The following is a 15,661-nucleotide window of genomic DNA, read 5'->3' on the forward strand; positions in this document are numbered from 1 at the left end:
CTCCACCTCCTATCGCGCAAGTGTCAGCTTGATGCCCGCAATCCCGCGACGCAGGAAGGGATCGGTGTGGACGTAGAAGAACTGGACGCCCTTCTCCAGCCAATGCGGCAGTTCGTCGGCGGTCGCCAGCGTGCCGGCGATCTTGCCCGCGGCGCGAATCTTGTCGACTGCAACTGCGACTTTCTCCATGACGACAGCAGGGCGCGGCTCGCCGAACGGCGGCGCGGGCGGATAACCCATATTTTGAGAGAGATCGCCGGGACCGATGAAGAAGACGTCGATACCCTCGACTTTCAGCATCTCGTCGAGGTTGCCGATGGCGTCGACTGTCTCGATCATCGCCACCACGAGGCGTTTGTCGTAGTCAGATGGAAGAGCGTAGCGGACGGCATCAACCACGGCGCGAGCCTGCTCCGCCGTGTCCACCATCGGAACCATGATTCCGTCGGCTCCCGCGTTCAGATACCGGATGATGACGGGCCGCTCGTGGGAGTGCGGACGAATGATCGCCGCTCCACCCACGGACCGAACGATCTGGGCGGTCATCCGCACGTCTTCGAAACTCCAGGTACCGTGTTCGCAGTCGACGAACACGGAATCTGCCCCGAGTTCCACCAGACGCGCCGCAAGGCCCGACGACGAATGATGCGGCGTGTACATCGTAATCGCTTCGCCGGCCAAGAGCCGCGAACGCAATCGCGCTCCGTTCATGAAATCCTCCCAGTTATTTTTTCGGCAAATCCGGCGTATCTGCCGGGGCTCCGACCCAACGTGCGGCTTCGATGTCGGCGGAAGTGTCGCGCATGTGTGTCGGGCAGATGTGCAGCTCGGGGATGACCGCGCTCTTGTTGAGGCTGGCGCAAAGCGCAATCGCGCGGGCAACGTCATGGGGATCCATCATGACCGCGCGCTCCTCCTTCAGCGGAGGCCGCGCCCGGTTGTCCATGATCGGCGTGTTCGTCTCTCCCGGCAGGATCGTCGTGGCCCGGACGCCCTGGTTGCGATACGTGTTGTGCAAGAAGGTCATGAAGTTCTTCACACCGGCCTTCGCGGCGCCGTAGGCTGCGCCGCCGAGAAGGTTCGGGTTGACCACGGCCAGAGACGATACCGTGATGATTGTCCCCTCGCCTTTCGCAATCATGTCCGGAAGGACTGCCTGTGTGAGGTTGAACACCGCCGTCAGATTGACGTTGATGGTCGAATTCCATTCGGCCTCGCTGAGGAAGCGCGCGTTCAGGACCTTGCTTGCACTACCCGCATTGTTCACCAGAATGTCAACGAGCCCGATGCTATCCTTGATCCACCGAACGGCATCGAAAATCTCATCCCGGGACTCGATATCAAGGGTCCGCGCCACGGCCTTGCCGTCCCCCTTTTCGATCAGAGCAGCAACCTCCCGTAATGGTTCGAGCCGACGCCCCGTCAGAACGACGGTGGCCCCGTCCTTCGCCAGGAGCAGTGCGGTCTCGCGACCGATCCCCGAGCCGGCCCCTGTTACCAGGGCGATTTTCCCATCCAGAAGTCCCATGTCTGTCCCCTATTCCGCGGCAACTGCAACAGGACCAGAATAGCCGTAAATCTCCTTCGCGGCCTTTGCCGTGACGAGGTTCTCAGAAAGATCCTGCTCGATCAGCTTGGGCGACCGTTCGCTCGCACGACCCCAGCCACCGCCTCCCGGTGTCTCTACCTCGAGCTGCTCACCGGTCTTCAGGACGATCTTCCCCTTCGGGAAGTGCGGTTTGCCCTCCTTCATGACCTTTCCCGCAGATCCGCTCTGACCTTCGACAACGCCGAAGCAGGGATGACGGACCCGCTCGGACGCGAGATAGATGCTCATCGGATTTTTTCCGAGATTGCGCAGGACAACCCGTTGGCCGAGGCCCCCGCGGTGTTTTCCGGCACCGCCTGAATCTGCGATCAGCTCCTTGCGTTCCGTCAGCACGGGAACCGCAACCTCGAACATCTCGATCGCCGTCACCTTGCAGTTCGACGGGAAGCTCAGCGTGTCGAGGCCGTCGAACTCAGAGCGCGCGCCCTGCCCTCCGTGGAAATTCTGGACGGACCCGTACTGGGTGCCGTCATTGCGCTGACCGACACAATTGGCCGCCCAGATCGGCGCACCACCGCTATCACCCATGACCTTGTTCGGCACGACGCCTTCGAGCGCCTTGAAGATGAGCGACGGAATGACGTGCCCGATCAGGTTGCGCGAATTTCCCGCCGTCCACTGCTGCGGATTGAGGATGCTGCCGAGCGGCGCCTCGTCACTGATCGGGACGATGCAGCCTTCGTTGTTCGGCGTTTCGGGATCAAGCAGGCATTTCAGCGCATATACCGAATGGGCATAACGGTAGTTGGTCCGGCAATTGATCGAGTGCAGAACCTGATCGGAGGTGCCTGTGTAGTCGACGTGGACCGAGTCATCGCTGACGATGACCGAAGCCTTCAGTTTCACGTCGACGTCGTATCCATCCAGAAGGACTTCCGCGCTGTATGTACCGTTCGGCCAGTCGCGGATCGCTTTTCGGGTCTGGGCCTCCGAACGGCTATGGATCGCTGCGGCCAAGCCTTCGACGTCATCGAGACCGTACTCCTCCAGGAACTTGACCAGTTCACGGCCCATGACGTTGTTGGCCGCAATCATCGACTCAAGATCGCCTCGTACTTCGGTGGGAAGACGGACGGATGCCTCGATGATTTCAAACACGTCCTGGTTGGGAACACCGGCCTTGAGCAGCTTCACGATCGGGAAACGGATACCTTCGGCAAAGATGTCGCTCGCTTCGGAATGCAGCGGGGCGCCACCGATGTCGGGAAGGTGCGCGATAGAGCCTGCATAGGCGACGACCTTGCCGTTCTTGAAGATCGGCGTGATCATCGTCACGTCAGGAAGATGGCCAGTCCCGATCTCGGGATCGTTGGTTGCCAGCACGTCGCCTTCGTCCAGTGTTTCAACCGGGAATTTCGGCAGAAAATATTTCTGAGCCGCGGCCGGCAGGGAGGTGATGAAGACAGGGATCGACCACGTACATTGCGCCAAGGCACGGCCCTTGCTGTCAAGCAAGACGGTCACGTAGTCGTGGTTTTCACGAACGATCGGAGAAAAGGCCGTCTTGCCGAGGACGTTGTCTGCCTGGTCTGCGATGAAGATCAGGCGATTCCACATCACTTGCAGATTGATCGGGTCGTTGTAATCGGTGGCGGGTTTCGACATCTGGGCACCCCTTAGAGAATGTTGATCACGAGGTTGCCATAGGCATCCACGTGGAAGACACCGCTCGGGCCGACGACCGCGGTTGATTCACGCTGCTCGACGATCGCCGGTCCTTTGACCTCCTGTCCGACCGGGAGCTTGTAATGGTCGTAGACCGCAGTTTCGGTGTAGCTGCCGATCTCCTGGAAGAAGACCTGCCGACTGCCCTTCCTGGCATCGGCAACGACTGCCTCGTGCGGGCGGGTGACTTCGTCCTTTTTACCGCTTGCCCGCAAGCGCCAGGTAATGACTTCCAGCGGAGCGGCAACGGTGCGTCCAAACAGTTCACGGTACAGCTTGAAGAAGCTGTCGCGAAGCTGCCTGAGGAACTCTTCCCCCGACTGATTGCGGTCAGGCAGAACCACGGTGATCTCATGCCCTTGACCGACGTGGCGCATGTCCACCGTATAGCGGTTGGTAATCGTCTCCTTGGCGACGCCGGCTGCCGACACCACCTCGGCGCCCTGCTCCGCCAGATCGTCCAGCAGTTGGTTCATCGCGTCGAGATCCCAGGCATCGACCGCCATCGGATGGCTGACCGAAAGATCGACGGCCACCGGAGCGATCAGCAGCCCGATGGCCGAGCTGACGCCCGCCCCGGTTGGGCAAATCACTTTGCTGATGCCAAGTTTCCGGGCGATACCGTAGGCGTGTACAGGCCCTGCCCCGCCAAACGCCACCATCGGCAACGAGCGGGGATCGACACCTAGGTCGGTCGCATGCATAGCGGCCGCTTTGCTCATGGATTCGTTGACGAGGTCATGAATGCCCCAAGCACAACGCTCAACCGTGACTTCGAGCGAGACTGCGAGTTTCGCCATTGCTTCATGAGCAGCGTCCTTTGAAACCTTGAACGAGCCGCCGACGAAGGATTCGGTGCCCATGTATCCTAGAAGAATGTCTGCGTCGGTGACGGTCGGCTGAGTGCCGCCGCGCTGGTAGGCGGCCGGCCCCGGCATCGCGCCGGCCGAGTGCGGGCCAACATCGAGCAGGCCGAGGGAATTCTTCGCCGCGATAGAGCCACCGCCTGCGCCGATCTCGATCATCTGGATCGACTGGATCTTCAGCGGGAACCCCGAGCCCTTTCGGAAGCGCTGATAGTGCGCGACCTCCAGATCGGTACCGACATTTGGTTCACCATTGGGGATCAGGCAGAGCTTGGCCGTCGTGCCGCCCATATCAAAGGAGAGCACGCTTTTTTCACCGGCCGTGCGGCCGAATTCTGCGGCTGCCACGGCGCCTGCCGCAGGGCCGGACTCGATAAGTCGAACGGGCAGCTCGGCGGCACGGCGGCTCGGCACCAACCCGCCGGACGACGTCATCCAGAGGACCTGACGATCGATGCCCTTCGTGGCAAATTCCCGCTGCAGGTGCGCTACGTGACCTGCCATCTGCGGGCGGGTGTAAGCGTTGACGACAGTCGTCGACGCCCGGTCAAACTCACGCATCTCCGGACACACGTCGGAGGACAGTGACACGAAGATGTCCGGATCTTCCTCCCGAAGGAGCGCTGCAACACGCTGCTCATGCTGCGGGTACTTGTAGGCGTGCAGAAGGCATACGGCGACAGAACGAATGCCTTTTTCCTTCAAGCGCCCGGCGATTTCGCGAACCGTTTCTTCCTTGAGCTCAGTCACTACCGAACCGTCGGCCGCTATACGCTCCTGGGCACCAAAGCTGTTCGAACGCGTCACCAGCGGATCGGGATATTTGATATTGAGGTCGTATAGATCGTAACGCCCCTCGTTGCGGATGCGCAGCATGTCCTGGAAGCCATCGGTGGTGACGAACCCGGTTTCGACACCTTTGCGCTCGAGCACGGCATTGGTAACGACGGTCGTCGCGCCCAGTACCTGCAGGTTTTCGACCGAGATGACATCGGCGAATTTTTCCAGCAGTTCAGAGACGCCTTGTACAACGGCCCTGGCGGGATTTTCCGGCGTGCTCAAGACTTTATGGAGGTGAAGGTCACCCTTGTCGTCCAGGAGCGCGAAATCGGTAAATGTACCGCCGGTATCGAAAGCCAGTTTTGCCATATTTCCCTCGAACGACTTAAACAGCAAATATGCGCTGCAATTCGGGTCCACTGCTTCCGACCCGTTATCTGTCATGAGGTTAGGCGAGGGTGACTTGCATTGGCCAACACAACTACCGTCTGCCGCTATAGAGTTTGCTTATGACGGATTCAGATGGAGCGAATGCCCTGATGGTGGCTGCTCAGGAGTTTGCCGACGATATCCAGAAGTACGGACCGTGCCGCCAGCGCAGGCTCCGACAGCGGCAGATGGTCCGAAACGCAGAGCGAAACGGTGGCGTCGATCACAGGCGTCGTTAGAGGACGCACCTGAGCTCCCCCAAAACTTGAGGTCTCCGTCACCACGGAAGCAGGCAGAATGGTCGACCCTAGACCGTCCAGGACGGCCGCCCCAAGCGCCGGCACCGATTCGACTTCGGATATCACGTCGGGTGTAGAGCGTGCCCGGTTGAGGGCATCGTCGATCAGTCGGCGCAGGAAATGTGACTTGCTCGGGAGAAGGAGCGGCAGCCCGTTGAGGGCCGATAACGGAAGGGGTGTTCCGGGAGCGCCAGGAAGCGCCATCTCCGCCGGCGACACAAGGAACATCTCTTCCCGGAAGAGAGGCTGAAGCGTTACCCCCTTGATGGGATTGGCCGTATAGATCAGCGCCATGTCCATCTTCCCGGTCATGATCAGCTCGCTTAGGATATGCCCGAAACTGTCGTTGATATGGACGATGATCTGCGGAAACTTCGCCTTCATCTCCTTGAGCAGCGGCAGGGAGAGCGCGCTGGAGGAGGAATAGGTGGCAAGCCCGATGGAAACACGGCCTGCAACGGATTTGGCCGACTGGTCGATATCGATCTGCGCCTGATCGATCTGCTTGAGCATGATCTGCGCATGACGGTAGAGGATCAAGCCGGCCTCCGTCGGAGCGATCCCCACATTACTCCGGATCAGAAGCTGGTGCTTGAAATGTGCTTCGAGGGAAGCGATCTGTTGCGAAAGCGCCGGCTGCGCGACACGGAGGATGCTTGCCGCGCGGGAAACGCTTCCCGTGTCGATGATCTTGACGAAGCTTTTGAGTTTCTTGAAATCGACGCTCATGGTTCCAATGCCTTTCCTCGGAACCTAAGGCCAGCAGGAGCGGCTTTGCAACCCCTCCTGCCGGAGGGACCAATGCTACCGCAGCGCCTTTACCGCGCGTTCGATTCTGTCACAGGCTTCCCTGATGACTTCCATCGAAGTGGCGAAGGAAAGACGGAAATAAGGGGATAGCCCGTAGGCAGCTCCCTGCAATGCGGCCACGCCGACGCCATCCAGGAGATAGAGGACGAAGTCGAGATCGGTTTCGATGGTCTTGCCGTCCGGCGTCGTTTTGCCGATTACTCCACCACAATTGGGATAAAGGTAGAAGGCGCCATCCGGAATCACGCATGAGAGGCCAGAGATCGCGTTTAACCGGGCGCAGGCATAGTCGCGGCGTTCCTTGTACACCTGCACGCTTTCGGAAATGAAGTTCTGATCGCTGGCGAGAGCGTAGGCCGCCGCAGCCTGACTGACCGAAGAGGGGCAGGACGACATCTGCGACTGCAGCTTGTTGATAGCGGCCACCAATGGGGCAGGACCGGCTGCATATCCGATGCGCCATCCGGTCATCGCGTAGGACTTGGAAACGCCGTTGGTGAGGAGAACACGCTCCTTGAGCGCCGGAACGGCCGCGACCAGCGTGGTCATCGGCTCGTCCTTGAACCAGACCTGGTCGTAGATATCGTCCGATAGCACCAGCACATGGGGATGACGGAGCAATACCTCGCCCAGCGCTTCGAGTTCGCTGCGGCTGTAGGCGACGCCTGTCGGGTTGGACGGCGCGTTGAGAATGAGCCACATGGTTTTTGGCCTGATCGCAGCCTCCAGTGATTGCGGCGTCAGCTTGAAGCCTGCTTCCTGCGGGCATTCGACGATGACCGGCCTGCCCTCGTTGGCGATCACCATATCGGGATAGGATACCCAGTATGGTGCCGGAATGATCACTTCCGCATCGTTCTCCACGCTCGCCATCAGCGCGAGAAACAATATCTGCTTTGCACCACCGCCAACGCATATTTCATTGTCGGCATAGCCAAGGCCCAGACGCCGCTGGAAGTCGCCAATGATCGCCTTGCGCAGGGCCGGCGTGCCGTTGACAGGCGTATATTTCGTTTCTCCACGGTCGATCGCCGCATGGGCGGCGGCTTTGACGTTATCAGGCGTGTCGAAGTCCGGCTCACCGACGGTGAGATCAACGATGTCGCGCCCGGCAGCTTTCAGTTCGCGGGCGCGAGCGGCGGCGGCCGTGCTTGGCGAAATCTTTATTCTGGACACACGTGATGCAGGCACAAAAGTGCTCATGGAAAGCTCCTTGATTTCAAATTTTAAGCGGCGAAATCGCCGTCAATGGGCGGCTTCGGTCTCGCCCCGCATCTTGCCGGTGAGGAAAAGTTCGCCAAGTTCGTCATGGGTGATGTCTGCTGGCAGTCCATCCCAGATGACTTTTCCAAGCCGCAGGATCACCGCGCGTTGGGCGACTTCCATGGCTTTCTTGGTGTTCTGCTCGACAAGCAGGATGGTCATGCCTGCCGCGTGAAGGCGAAGAAGCTCGTCGAATACGATGCCGATCGCGGCAGGCGAAAGCCCAACCGAGGGTTCGTCAACCAGCAGCACCTTAGGGCGCTGAAGAACCGCCATGGCTACTTCCAGCAACTGTTGCTCACCGCCCGACATGTTGCCGGCAAGCGTCGCGCGACGTTTCTTGAGGATGGGAAAGAGGTCGTAGACGTAGTCCCGGTCCGCCTTCACCTTGGCGTCACGGATCGTATAGGCTGCCATCTGAAGATTTTCGTCGACGGTCATGACCGGGAAGTTGCAGCGGCCCTGGGGTACGAAGGAAATGCCCTCGCCCAGAATGGCCCGCGACTTGTAGCCCGCGATGTTCGTGCCACGCCAATCGATGTCGCCGTGCTTGATGGTCGTCATGCCGTAGAGGGTCTTGAGCAATGTCGACTTGCCCGCCCCGTTCGGGCCCATGAGAGCCAAAAACTGTCCCGCCGGCACATCGAGATCGACGCCGTTGAGAATATCCAGATTGCCATAACCTGCGCGCAGGCCGCGGATCAAAAGGTTCGAACTAGCCTCCAAGATAAGCCTCCCTGACGCGTCGGTCCTGAATGATGTCCTGCGGCAAGCCTTCGACGAGCTTAGCTCCCTGATCGAGCACGATGACACGCTGGCAGATGCTGGTCACGACGTCGATATTGTGCTCGATGACCAGGAAACTCACACCAAGCGACTTGTTTGCATAAAGAATGGTGTCGACGACGCGTTCGATGATCTTCGGATTGATGCCTGCCATCGGCTCATCCAGGAGGATCAGCTTCGGCTCCGGCATCAGCATGGATGCGAACTGGATGAGCTTTTGCTGCCCTCCAGACAGATTGCCTGCCGGTTGGTGGCGGACATCCCAAAGACCCGCCATCTTGATGAGATCCCGGGCTCTTTCCCTGAGGCCTTGGATGCGCTGCCGGGACATCTTTCCGAGGCCGAAAGTGGTGGCGATGGACGGGAACGTGAACATCTGCCCCGCGATGACGAGGTTTTCTTCAACGTCGAGAGCCTTGAAAGTCACCGTCTTCTGAAACGACCGCAACATGCGGCCCTCCCGTGCAATCCGGTTCAACGACCAGCCCGTTATGTCCTGTCCATCTAGGACGATCTTGCCCGTATCCGGTCTGGCAAGGCCAGTGCTGCAGTCGAAGAAGGTTGATTTTCCAGAACCGTTCGGACCGATCAGTCCGGTGATCTCACCTCGGTCAACGTGAATGCTGACATCATTGACAGCCTTCACCGCACCATAGGACTTGCTGAGATTCTTGATCTCGAGAATGGGAAGATGACCTGTCATCTCGCACCGCCGATCGCGTTCCAGAACCGGTTGATGAGCGGCGCGAAACCGTTCTTGAACCAGAAGACCAGAATCAGGAGGCAAAGGCCGTAGGCGATCATGCGCAGTTCGGGCGTGATGCGCAGCGCTTCGGTGAGCCCGACGAAGAGAAGGCTGCCGAATACGGTTCCTGAAATCATACCCGCGCCGCCGCCAAGCACAATGATGAGCATCGTGGTCGAATAGTACATCTGAAAGGTCAGCGGACTGACGACAGACAGGTAATAGGCATAGAGGCAGCCCCCGACTCCCGCGAATACCGCGCTGATCATGAAGACGATCAATTTGTAGTGCCAGGTCGGAACGCCCAAAGACTCGGCCAGGATTTCGTTCTCCCGGATTGCGACCATGTTGCGTCCGGCGGGGGACCTGACGATCGCCCATGCCGCAAGAGTTGCCATGGCTCCGATAATCAAAGCGAGATAGTAGAAATTCGTCGTCCCGCTCAAGGTGAACGACAGCGGACCCAGCTCGAAATAGGGCTTTGGAATACCTGAGAGGCCCATGTCCCCGCGAGTGAGCGAGATCCAGTTCTTGGAAATGGCCTGACCGATAATCACGAAGCCCAGCGTACACATCACGAAGGACGTCGAACGGAGACGCAGGGCCGGGATGCCGAGCGGAAGCGCAATTGCGCCCGTAACAAGGCCGGATGCGATCAGATTGACGTAGAACGATGTCCCGTAGGTGACGGCGAGAAGGCCTGCCGTATAGGCTCCGATGCCGAAAAATGCAGCCTGAGCCAAGGATAGCAGACCGGTATAGCCTACGAGCAGGTTCAGCCCGTGTGCCGGAAGCATAAAGATCAGGGCGATGATCAGAGAGTGGGTTACATAACGGCTCCCGATGAACGGCGCGGCGAGCGCTACGACCACTAGGACTGCGGCGAGTGGAATGCGGTAGTCGCGCCTGCGTGCCTGCTGAGCGGTTTCCGTGAGAGACATGTCGGGTCCTCAGAAGTTTGAGAAAGTTCGGCGGGAGCAGCTCCTAGAAGCGCGCCTGCGTCGAAAAGAGGCCATGCGGTCGCCACATCAGCATCAGGATCAGCGTGGCAAAGCCAACGGTATCGCGGAACTGCAGACCGACGTAGGTAGCGACCAGACTCTCGGCGACGCCGAGGATCATCGCGGCAAAGAATGTGCCGCGGACATTTCCCAACCCACCCATGATGATGATCGGCAGCGTCTTGAAAGTGATCAACTCACCCATGCCGCCATAGACGCTGACATTGACTGGCGCAGTTAAAACACCTGAGAGAGCAGCAAGTGCCGCGCCAAGGATGAACGTCCGAAGCACGACCTGGGGCACATCGATGCCAACGACCCCGCAGCAATCCACATTTTGGGAGACCGCGCGCATGGCCATCCCAAGCCGACTGTAGGTGACCATCAGTTCCAGCCCGACAAAGACCAGAAGACAAACGACCAGGATCAGGATTCTCTGCTGCGCCAGACTGAAACCCAGGATCGAAACCGGCTCGATATAGCCTCCGGCGAAGAACTTGTAGCCTCCGCCGAAGACAAAAATGATGGCATTCTGAAGGATAAGTGCGATGCCAAGTGTCGCGAGCACCCCGGATTCCGCCGGGGCGCCCACCATGCGGCGCATGACCAGTTGCCCGATCACATAGGCGACGACGACAGTCGCCAAGACTCCCACCACGATTGACGCTTCATAGGAGAGACCGAGGTAGTCGATCGCAAACCACGCCCCGAACGTGCCGAGCATGTAATATTCACCGTGAGCAAAGTTGATCGCTCTCAGAACGCCGAAGATCATGGTCATTCCGACAGCGACGATCGCGTAAACGGAACCGGTCACGATCCCATTTACAAACTGCTCGAGAACGGTCGAGAACATGGCAATATCCCTCCCGGCACATTACTTGGCAGGATATTGGATGTCCGCCGTATATGCACCTTTGATGCTCGGCTTGCCGTTCTCTATCTGCAGCAGGATCATCGGCAGACGGGCCTGGTTGTGATCGTCGAAGCTGACGTCGCCAACCGGGCTCTTGTACTTGATCTTCGAAAGTGCGTCGCGAACCTTCTCCTTGTCAGCGCTGCCGGCTTGTTTGACCGCCGCGGCAAGAAGATTGACCGTATCCCAGTGAACATAGGCGTGATTGTTCGGCGCTTCCTTGTAGGTGGTCGTGAACTTCTCGACGAACGCCTTGCTTGCCGGGGAGTCGAATGCCGGGAGCCACGCCGCAGCTTCGACGGCGCCCTCAAGCGCGGACGGGGCAGACTTGATGGTCTTTTCTGTATTAAACTCGCCGTTGCCGATCAGGGTGACCTTGCCAGCCAACCCGAGTTCGATCATCTGCCGCGCGACGATTGGCGTGGTGTCGGCAAGACCATACATGATGATTGCCTGAGCGCCATTGTCGCGGATCTTGGCGAGAACGCTGCGGAAATCGACTTCGCCTTCCTTGTAGTAGTCTTCGCTGAGGATCTGCCCCTTGAAATCAGGCAGATATTTCTTTGTGAAGGTTATGGCGGAGCGGCCATAGTCGCTGTCGACCGAAAGCACCGCGAACTTGGTAAAGCTCCGCTGTTCGGCAGCGTATTTGGCAACGATGAGCGCGCGGTTCTCGTCTGTCGGATAGTTGCGGTAGGTCCATTTGAAACCACCGACACCAGCCTGATAGGTGATCTTCGGGTTCGATGACGCGGCATTTAGCAGTAGTACTTCAGCATCTTCCGCGACGGGTTGCATGGCGAGTGTCACCGAACTGGATACATCGCCGATGATGAAGTCGACGCCATCCTGGTCGATCAGGCGACGCGTGGCCGACACGCCCTCAACCGGAGTTCCCTGGCTGTCTGCGTTGAAGAGCTCGATCTTCATCCCATCGACGCCGCCGGCATCATTGATATCTTTGACCGCAAGCTCAGCACCGCGCATCGAAAACGCACCATAACGCGCATTCGGGCCGCTCATGGGAGCGACGATGCCGAGCTTGATGCTATCGGCGGCCTGCGCGGCGCCAGTCACCAACGGCACCGCGCCAGCGATGGTAAGAATTGCGGTGGAGATGCAAAGCATTCTGCGCGTAATTGTATGTGTCATGTTCCCACTCCGTGTTCGGATGACGTCCGGCTCATGCCGGCCGCAATTGCCGCTTTGGCGGTTCTTTTTGGGCAGCCTTAAAGCTGCTCCTCCTGTCACAGTAGGTTCATGCACCTCCTCTTGGCCAACACAACTCCTTTCTGCCGCTATAGGGTTTCCTTATGGCGACACTGGGTATTGGCAATGCGCTGGAAGCCGAGAGGATTTCGCACGCCTCCCATGCAAGCAAATGCATACTTTTGAGGCATTAGAACGCTTACATACGCGTCAGAGAGTGCCCAAGGAGATATAGATGAAACTTCGTGAGAGAATCAAAAGATTGACCCAAATGCAGCGCGCAATGCGAGAGCTTGCGGCTCTTGATGACCGCGCCCTTGAAGATCTCGGCGTGTCGCGCTCAAGCATTCGTGCGGCTGTAGAAGGCCGTCTGTAGCTGCAAAAGGACCGGTGCTGTTGCCGTGGATAGAACACCAATCCACGGCGAAGCGACCTGATCCTGTGAGACTAAAAAGCAGGCATGATCCGAAAAGACGGTGCCTGAGGTTTTTCCGGACCCGCGGCTGGAAGGCGACGTCGATCTGTGCGCAGAAGGAACCGGTACCATCAGCAAGGACGACCGCTCCCTGCCTGCTGACCGCCTGCCGCTACGCGGATGTAGCTTACCGATGTTCCTGCCGCCAATGCGGATAGGTGACATAGGCGGTAACCGCGCCCTCTTCGTGCGAGCGGATGGTCACCGCTTCACCTTTGGGCATATACACGATCTCGCCAGGCCCAGCTGTCACCGTTCCGGCGTCTGTCACGACCGAAAGCCTACCTTCCAGAACGATCATGACGTCATCGACGGCCATCGTCTCGGATAGGCTCTGGCCGGGCGCGTAGCGTCCATAGCCCACGGTGATCGGTCCGCCGTGCTGCTCGTCCACCAGATTGCCGACAAACACATCTGCCTGTTGGCCGGGGGAACGCTCCAACGACGCGTCGGCGATTGCGAACTTCCGGACCTTCATCGTCTTTCTCCTCTGATACGTGTGGGGTGATGTAGTGCGCGCCTTATCGCAACTAGGCACGTTGCCGGATACTGTCGGGGGTTTTTCCGGTCCAGCTCCTGAAAGCCCGATAAAAGGAGTTGGGCTCATCGAAGCCCAGGAGGAATGAAATCTCCGATGCGGGAAGCGCGGTATTGGCAAGATAGTGGCGTGCCAGAGCTTCCCGCGTCTCCTTCAGAATCTGCTGGAAGCTCGTACCCTCGGCTTCGATGCGGCGCTGGAGAGTGCGCTTGCTTACCGCCAATTTCTTGGCGATAGCCTCCATCGTCGTCAGGCCGCTCGGGATGGCCTCGTGAAGTGCTGCCCTGACACGCTTCGCCACACTCACCGAGGCGTCGAGGTTCGCCAGACGCTGGCGAAGGTCGGGCTCGAATGCCGCCCAAAGCGGCTCGTTCGACGTCAGGAACGGGCGGATCGCATCGGACTTTGTGAACCTGACGACATGGCCGGCGCCGCGGCGGAGTCGAGCGCCCAGGAAATCTTCGTAGGGAGCGATCGGCGACGGCAGATCGGTCGTCGTGACATCTACAGGATGGATTTCTTCGCGAGTGCCTATCCGCGCAAGAGTGACGCAGAACAGCAGTTCCATTGTCACCAGCGACACCGGAGGCGGCGGCCCGGCTTGCCAGGCGAACGTTATCGCCACTGCGTCACGGTCTTCGCGCACCTCCATCTGCATAGGTCCGATGAGCCTTTTGTACTTGGAGACCCGCTGGGCAGCCACGAGTAGATTGGGGCTGCACAAGGCGGCGAACAGGGGCGGAGAAAAGGACTCGCTGCGGACAGCCTGGCAAAGGCGAATAGGAAAGAGCGGGTCGCCCTTCTCCGTTACGACGCTCTCCCAGAGGAGATAATAGTCCTCCGGCACAAGCCGTACCGAAGGCTGGTTTAGCAGATCGTCCGGTAGTCCGGCACGGCGAAGCACATTCGCGGGCACGAGGCCGAGGTCAGCGAGCAAGGTGCGCCAGGTCGTGTCGAGAGCGTAGCTGAGCGTTTGCATGGGAGACCTTAGAATCGATCAGAGCCATGTGTCTATCGCTCCGCGTCAGGAGATAGGGCGGAGCGGTGTGGGATGATCAAAGCCCGAACTGAGCTTTCATGTCGCCGAAAAAGGTCGCGTCGTCGGCCGCAAGCCGGTTGCCGATCAAGTGAACGGCATCTGCGCCTGCCGCATAGCGGAGCTGGTCGGTCCTGTCGGTGGTAGCCCCGTAGATCACTTCGGCCACAAGTTCAGGCTCCGAGGCATTCTCCATCATCGGGCCGAAGAAGCCGAACAACGACTGAACGAGGGGCTGGTATTCGGTAAGGCTCTCATCGTTGCTGAGGTCGAACGAGCGACCGCCGAAGTCGGTCTTGATGCCGCCCGGTTCGATGACCTTGACGGCGATGCCCAGTGGCGCGAGTTCGTACTGCAACGACTCCGACAAGCCCTCCACTGCGAACTTTGTGCCATGGTAGAGCGTACCGAGCGGGAAGGCCATACGCCCACCAATCGACGAGACGTTGACGATGGTGCCGCTGCGGTTTGCGCGGAAGTGAGGGAGCACTGCCTGTGTCGTCGCCAGCAGGCCGAGGACGTTAACGTCGAATTGACGACGGATTTTCTCCAAGGGAGTGGCTTCCAGCGGGCCATAAGCCCCATAGCCTGCGTTGTTCACCAGGGCGTCTATGCGCCCAAACCTTGTGAGACCGGCATCCACCGCGGACAGGATGGAAGAGGCATCCTGAACGTCGAGACGTGTGACCAGCACATTGTCGAGCTGCGTCAGTTCGGTCTCCCGCTCGGGCGTACGCATCGTGGCGATGACATTCCAACCCTTCTCGTGGAAGAGCTTGGCCGTGGCGCGTCCGAGGCCGCTGGAGGTGCCGGTGATGAGGATGGTCTTGATCATGGGGTGCTCCTTCGCTGATGAACCCCAAGATATGGTCAGACCGCATTGTCCGCACTGGCGAGAGATGCCAATCGACTATCAGATCGTGCCAAGCGCTTCAGCAGTCGAGGCATAGGTAATGATCGGTTCGCCGGCAAAATCCTTCACAGTCAAGCCGTCCGTCTGCGCCATCCGATGATCTTTGGGCAGCACCGCCACGATTCCTTCCTGTAGGATATGCTCGGTCTTCAGTAAGCCCGCCGGATTGGTCGGGCGGATGAAGACCGCCGGCACCTTGCTTTTCTGGCAGTTTCGAGTCGCTGCGCCATGCCAAGCACCTGCGCGTCGACAGTCATCGCCGGATATCGTTTTCGAAAGTCCTAAATCACCGGCGGCAGGACATGCAATAGACGAGACCTA

At 59.2% G+C, this 15,661-nt stretch carries 16 protein-coding genes; 1 reads left to right on the plus strand and 15 read right to left on the minus strand.

The window, feature by feature from the left end; all coding sequences use genetic code 11:
• Nucleotides 1-9: 9 nt before the first annotated feature.
• The 11 genes from C5L13_RS21345 to C5L13_RS21395 all read right to left on the minus strand — a co-directional run bounded on the left by C5L13_RS21345 (nt 10) and on the right by C5L13_RS21395 (nt 12,321).
• On the minus strand, nt 10-711 hold the full coding sequence (locus C5L13_RS21345; RefSeq protein WP_105385287.1) for an HpcH/HpaI aldolase family protein: 702 nt from the start codon (nt 709-711) through the stop codon (nt 10-12).
• A gap of 13 nt (nt 712-724) precedes the next feature.
• The gene (locus tag C5L13_RS21350) at nt 725-1,528 is read right to left on the minus strand and encodes an SDR family oxidoreductase (RefSeq protein ID WP_105385288.1); all 804 of its coding nucleotides are present in this window, start codon (nt 1,526-1,528) and stop codon (nt 725-727) included.
• Between the two features lie 9 nt (nt 1,529-1,537).
• On the minus strand, nt 1,538-3,214 hold the full coding sequence (locus C5L13_RS21355; protein WP_105385289.1) for a hydantoinase B/oxoprolinase family protein: 1,677 nt from the start codon (nt 3,212-3,214) through the stop codon (nt 1,538-1,540).
• A gap of 11 nt (nt 3,215-3,225) precedes the next feature.
• Nucleotides 3,226-5,289 carry a hydantoinase/oxoprolinase family protein gene (locus C5L13_RS21360; protein WP_105385290.1) on the minus strand — a complete coding sequence of 688 codons (2,064 nt, stop codon included), beginning with the start codon at nt 5,287-5,289 and terminating at the stop codon, nt 3,226-3,228.
• Between the two features lie 149 nt (nt 5,290-5,438).
• A complete protein-coding gene (gene nac / locus C5L13_RS21365) occupies nt 5,439-6,377 on the minus strand; it encodes a nitrogen assimilation transcriptional regulator NAC (protein WP_105385291.1) in 939 nt (312 codons plus the stop codon).
• 75 nt (nt 6,378-6,452) lie between these two features.
• Nucleotides 6,453-7,661: an aspartate transaminase gene (locus C5L13_RS21370; RefSeq protein ID WP_105385292.1), complete on the minus strand. Its 1,209-nt coding sequence runs from the start codon at nt 7,659-7,661 to the stop codon at nt 6,453-6,455.
• A gap of 42 nt (nt 7,662-7,703) precedes the next feature.
• Nucleotides 7,704-8,447: a branched-chain amino acid ABC transporter ATP-binding protein gene (locus C5L13_RS21375; RefSeq protein WP_105385293.1), complete on the minus strand. Its 744-nt coding sequence runs from the start codon at nt 8,445-8,447 to the stop codon at nt 7,704-7,706.
• Nucleotides 8,437-9,210, minus strand: a complete 774-nt coding sequence (locus C5L13_RS21380) for an ABC transporter ATP-binding protein (protein ID WP_105385294.1) — start codon at nt 9,208-9,210, stop codon at nt 8,437-8,439. Before C5L13_RS21380 ends, C5L13_RS21375 begins: the two co-directional genes overlap by 11 nt.
• Nucleotides 9,207-10,193, minus strand: coding sequence for a branched-chain amino acid ABC transporter permease (locus tag C5L13_RS21385; protein WP_105385295.1), 987 nt, complete (start codon nt 10,191-10,193; stop codon nt 9,207-9,209). Before C5L13_RS21385 ends, C5L13_RS21380 begins: the two co-directional genes overlap by 4 nt.
• Before the next feature lie 43 nt (nt 10,194-10,236).
• Nucleotides 10,237-11,109, minus strand: a complete 873-nt coding sequence (locus tag C5L13_RS21390) for a branched-chain amino acid ABC transporter permease (protein ID WP_105385296.1) — start codon at nt 11,107-11,109, stop codon at nt 10,237-10,239.
• Nucleotides 11,110-11,130: 21 nt separating this feature from the next.
• Nucleotides 11,131-12,321 carry an ABC transporter substrate-binding protein gene (locus C5L13_RS21395; protein ID WP_105385297.1) on the minus strand — a complete coding sequence of 397 codons (1,191 nt, stop codon included), beginning with the start codon at nt 12,319-12,321 and terminating at the stop codon, nt 11,131-11,133.
• A gap of 292 nt (nt 12,322-12,613) precedes the next feature.
• Here C5L13_RS21395 and C5L13_RS21400 point away from each other — a divergent pair, with 292 nt between their 5' ends.
• Entirely contained in the window at nt 12,614-12,754 is a 141-nt protein-coding gene (locus tag C5L13_RS21400; RefSeq protein WP_105385298.1) for a DUF1127 domain-containing protein, read from the plus strand.
• Between the two features lie 226 nt (nt 12,755-12,980).
• Here the strand turns inward: C5L13_RS21400 and C5L13_RS21405 are convergent, their stop codons facing one another.
• The 4 genes from C5L13_RS21405 to C5L13_RS21420 form a co-directional block, all read right to left on the minus strand.
• Nucleotides 12,981-13,331: an AraC family ligand binding domain-containing protein gene (locus C5L13_RS21405; protein ID WP_105385299.1), complete on the minus strand. Its 351-nt coding sequence runs from the start codon at nt 13,329-13,331 to the stop codon at nt 12,981-12,983.
• A gap of 52 nt (nt 13,332-13,383) precedes the next feature.
• Nucleotides 13,384-14,370 carry an AraC family transcriptional regulator gene (locus C5L13_RS21410; protein WP_105385300.1) on the minus strand — a complete coding sequence of 329 codons (987 nt, stop codon included), beginning with the start codon at nt 14,368-14,370 and terminating at the stop codon, nt 13,384-13,386.
• 76 nt (nt 14,371-14,446) lie between these two features.
• Complete coding sequence (locus tag C5L13_RS21415) at nt 14,447-15,262, minus strand: SDR family oxidoreductase (RefSeq protein ID WP_105385301.1); 816 nt, start codon at nt 15,260-15,262, stop codon at nt 14,447-14,449.
• 78 nt (nt 15,263-15,340) lie between these two features.
• Nucleotides 15,341-15,535, minus strand: coding sequence for a type 2 periplasmic-binding domain-containing protein (locus tag C5L13_RS21420; RefSeq protein ID WP_105385302.1), 195 nt, complete (start codon nt 15,533-15,535; stop codon nt 15,341-15,343).
• Between the last annotated feature and the right edge of the window lie 126 nt (nt 15,536-15,661).

The sequence above is a fragment of the Neorhizobium alkalisoli genome, assembly GCF_002968635.1.
Taxonomy (GTDB): domain Bacteria; phylum Pseudomonadota; class Alphaproteobacteria; order Rhizobiales; family Rhizobiaceae; genus Neorhizobium; species Neorhizobium alkalisoli.

Excerpts from the sequence above, each read along its gene's own strand:
- C5L13_RS21345 (WP_105385287.1), bottom strand. The coding sequence starts at position 711 with ATGAACGGAGCGCGATTGCGTTCGCGGCTCTTGGCCGGCGAAGCGATT.
- C5L13_RS21350 (WP_105385288.1), bottom strand. The coding sequence starts at position 1,528 with ATGGGACTTCTGGATGGGAAAATCGCCCTGGTAACAGGGGCCGGCTCG.
- C5L13_RS21355 (WP_105385289.1), bottom strand. The coding sequence starts at position 3,214 with ATGTCGAAACCCGCCACCGATTACAACGACCCGATCAATCTGCAAGTG.
- C5L13_RS21360 (WP_105385290.1), bottom strand. The coding sequence starts at position 5,289 with ATGGCAAAACTGGCTTTCGATACCGGCGGTACATTTACCGATTTCGCG.
- nac (WP_105385291.1), bottom strand. The coding sequence starts at position 6,377 with ATGAGCGTCGATTTCAAGAAACTCAAAAGCTTCGTCAAGATCATCGAC.
- C5L13_RS21370 (WP_105385292.1), bottom strand. The coding sequence starts at position 7,661 with ATGAGCACTTTTGTGCCTGCATCACGTGTGTCCAGAATAAAGATTTCG.
- C5L13_RS21380 (WP_105385294.1), bottom strand. The coding sequence starts at position 9,210 with ATGACAGGTCATCTTCCCATTCTCGAGATCAAGAATCTCAGCAAGTCC.
- C5L13_RS21385 (WP_105385295.1), bottom strand. The coding sequence starts at position 10,193 with ATGTCTCTCACGGAAACCGCTCAGCAGGCACGCAGGCGCGACTACCGC.
- C5L13_RS21390 (WP_105385296.1), bottom strand. The coding sequence starts at position 11,109 with ATGTTCTCGACCGTTCTCGAGCAGTTTGTAAATGGGATCGTGACCGGT.
- C5L13_RS21395 (WP_105385297.1), bottom strand. The coding sequence starts at position 12,321 with ATGACACATACAATTACGCGCAGAATGCTTTGCATCTCCACCGCAATT.
- C5L13_RS21400 (WP_105385298.1), top strand. The coding sequence starts at position 12,614 with ATGAAACTTCGTGAGAGAATCAAAAGATTGACCCAAATGCAGCGCGCA.
- C5L13_RS21405 (WP_105385299.1), bottom strand. The coding sequence starts at position 13,331 with ATGAAGGTCCGGAAGTTCGCAATCGCCGACGCGTCGTTGGAGCGTTCC.
- C5L13_RS21410 (WP_105385300.1), bottom strand. The coding sequence starts at position 14,370 with ATGCAAACGCTCAGCTACGCTCTCGACACGACCTGGCGCACCTTGCTC.
- C5L13_RS21415 (WP_105385301.1), bottom strand. The coding sequence starts at position 15,262 with ATGATCAAGACCATCCTCATCACCGGCACCTCCAGCGGCCTCGGACGC.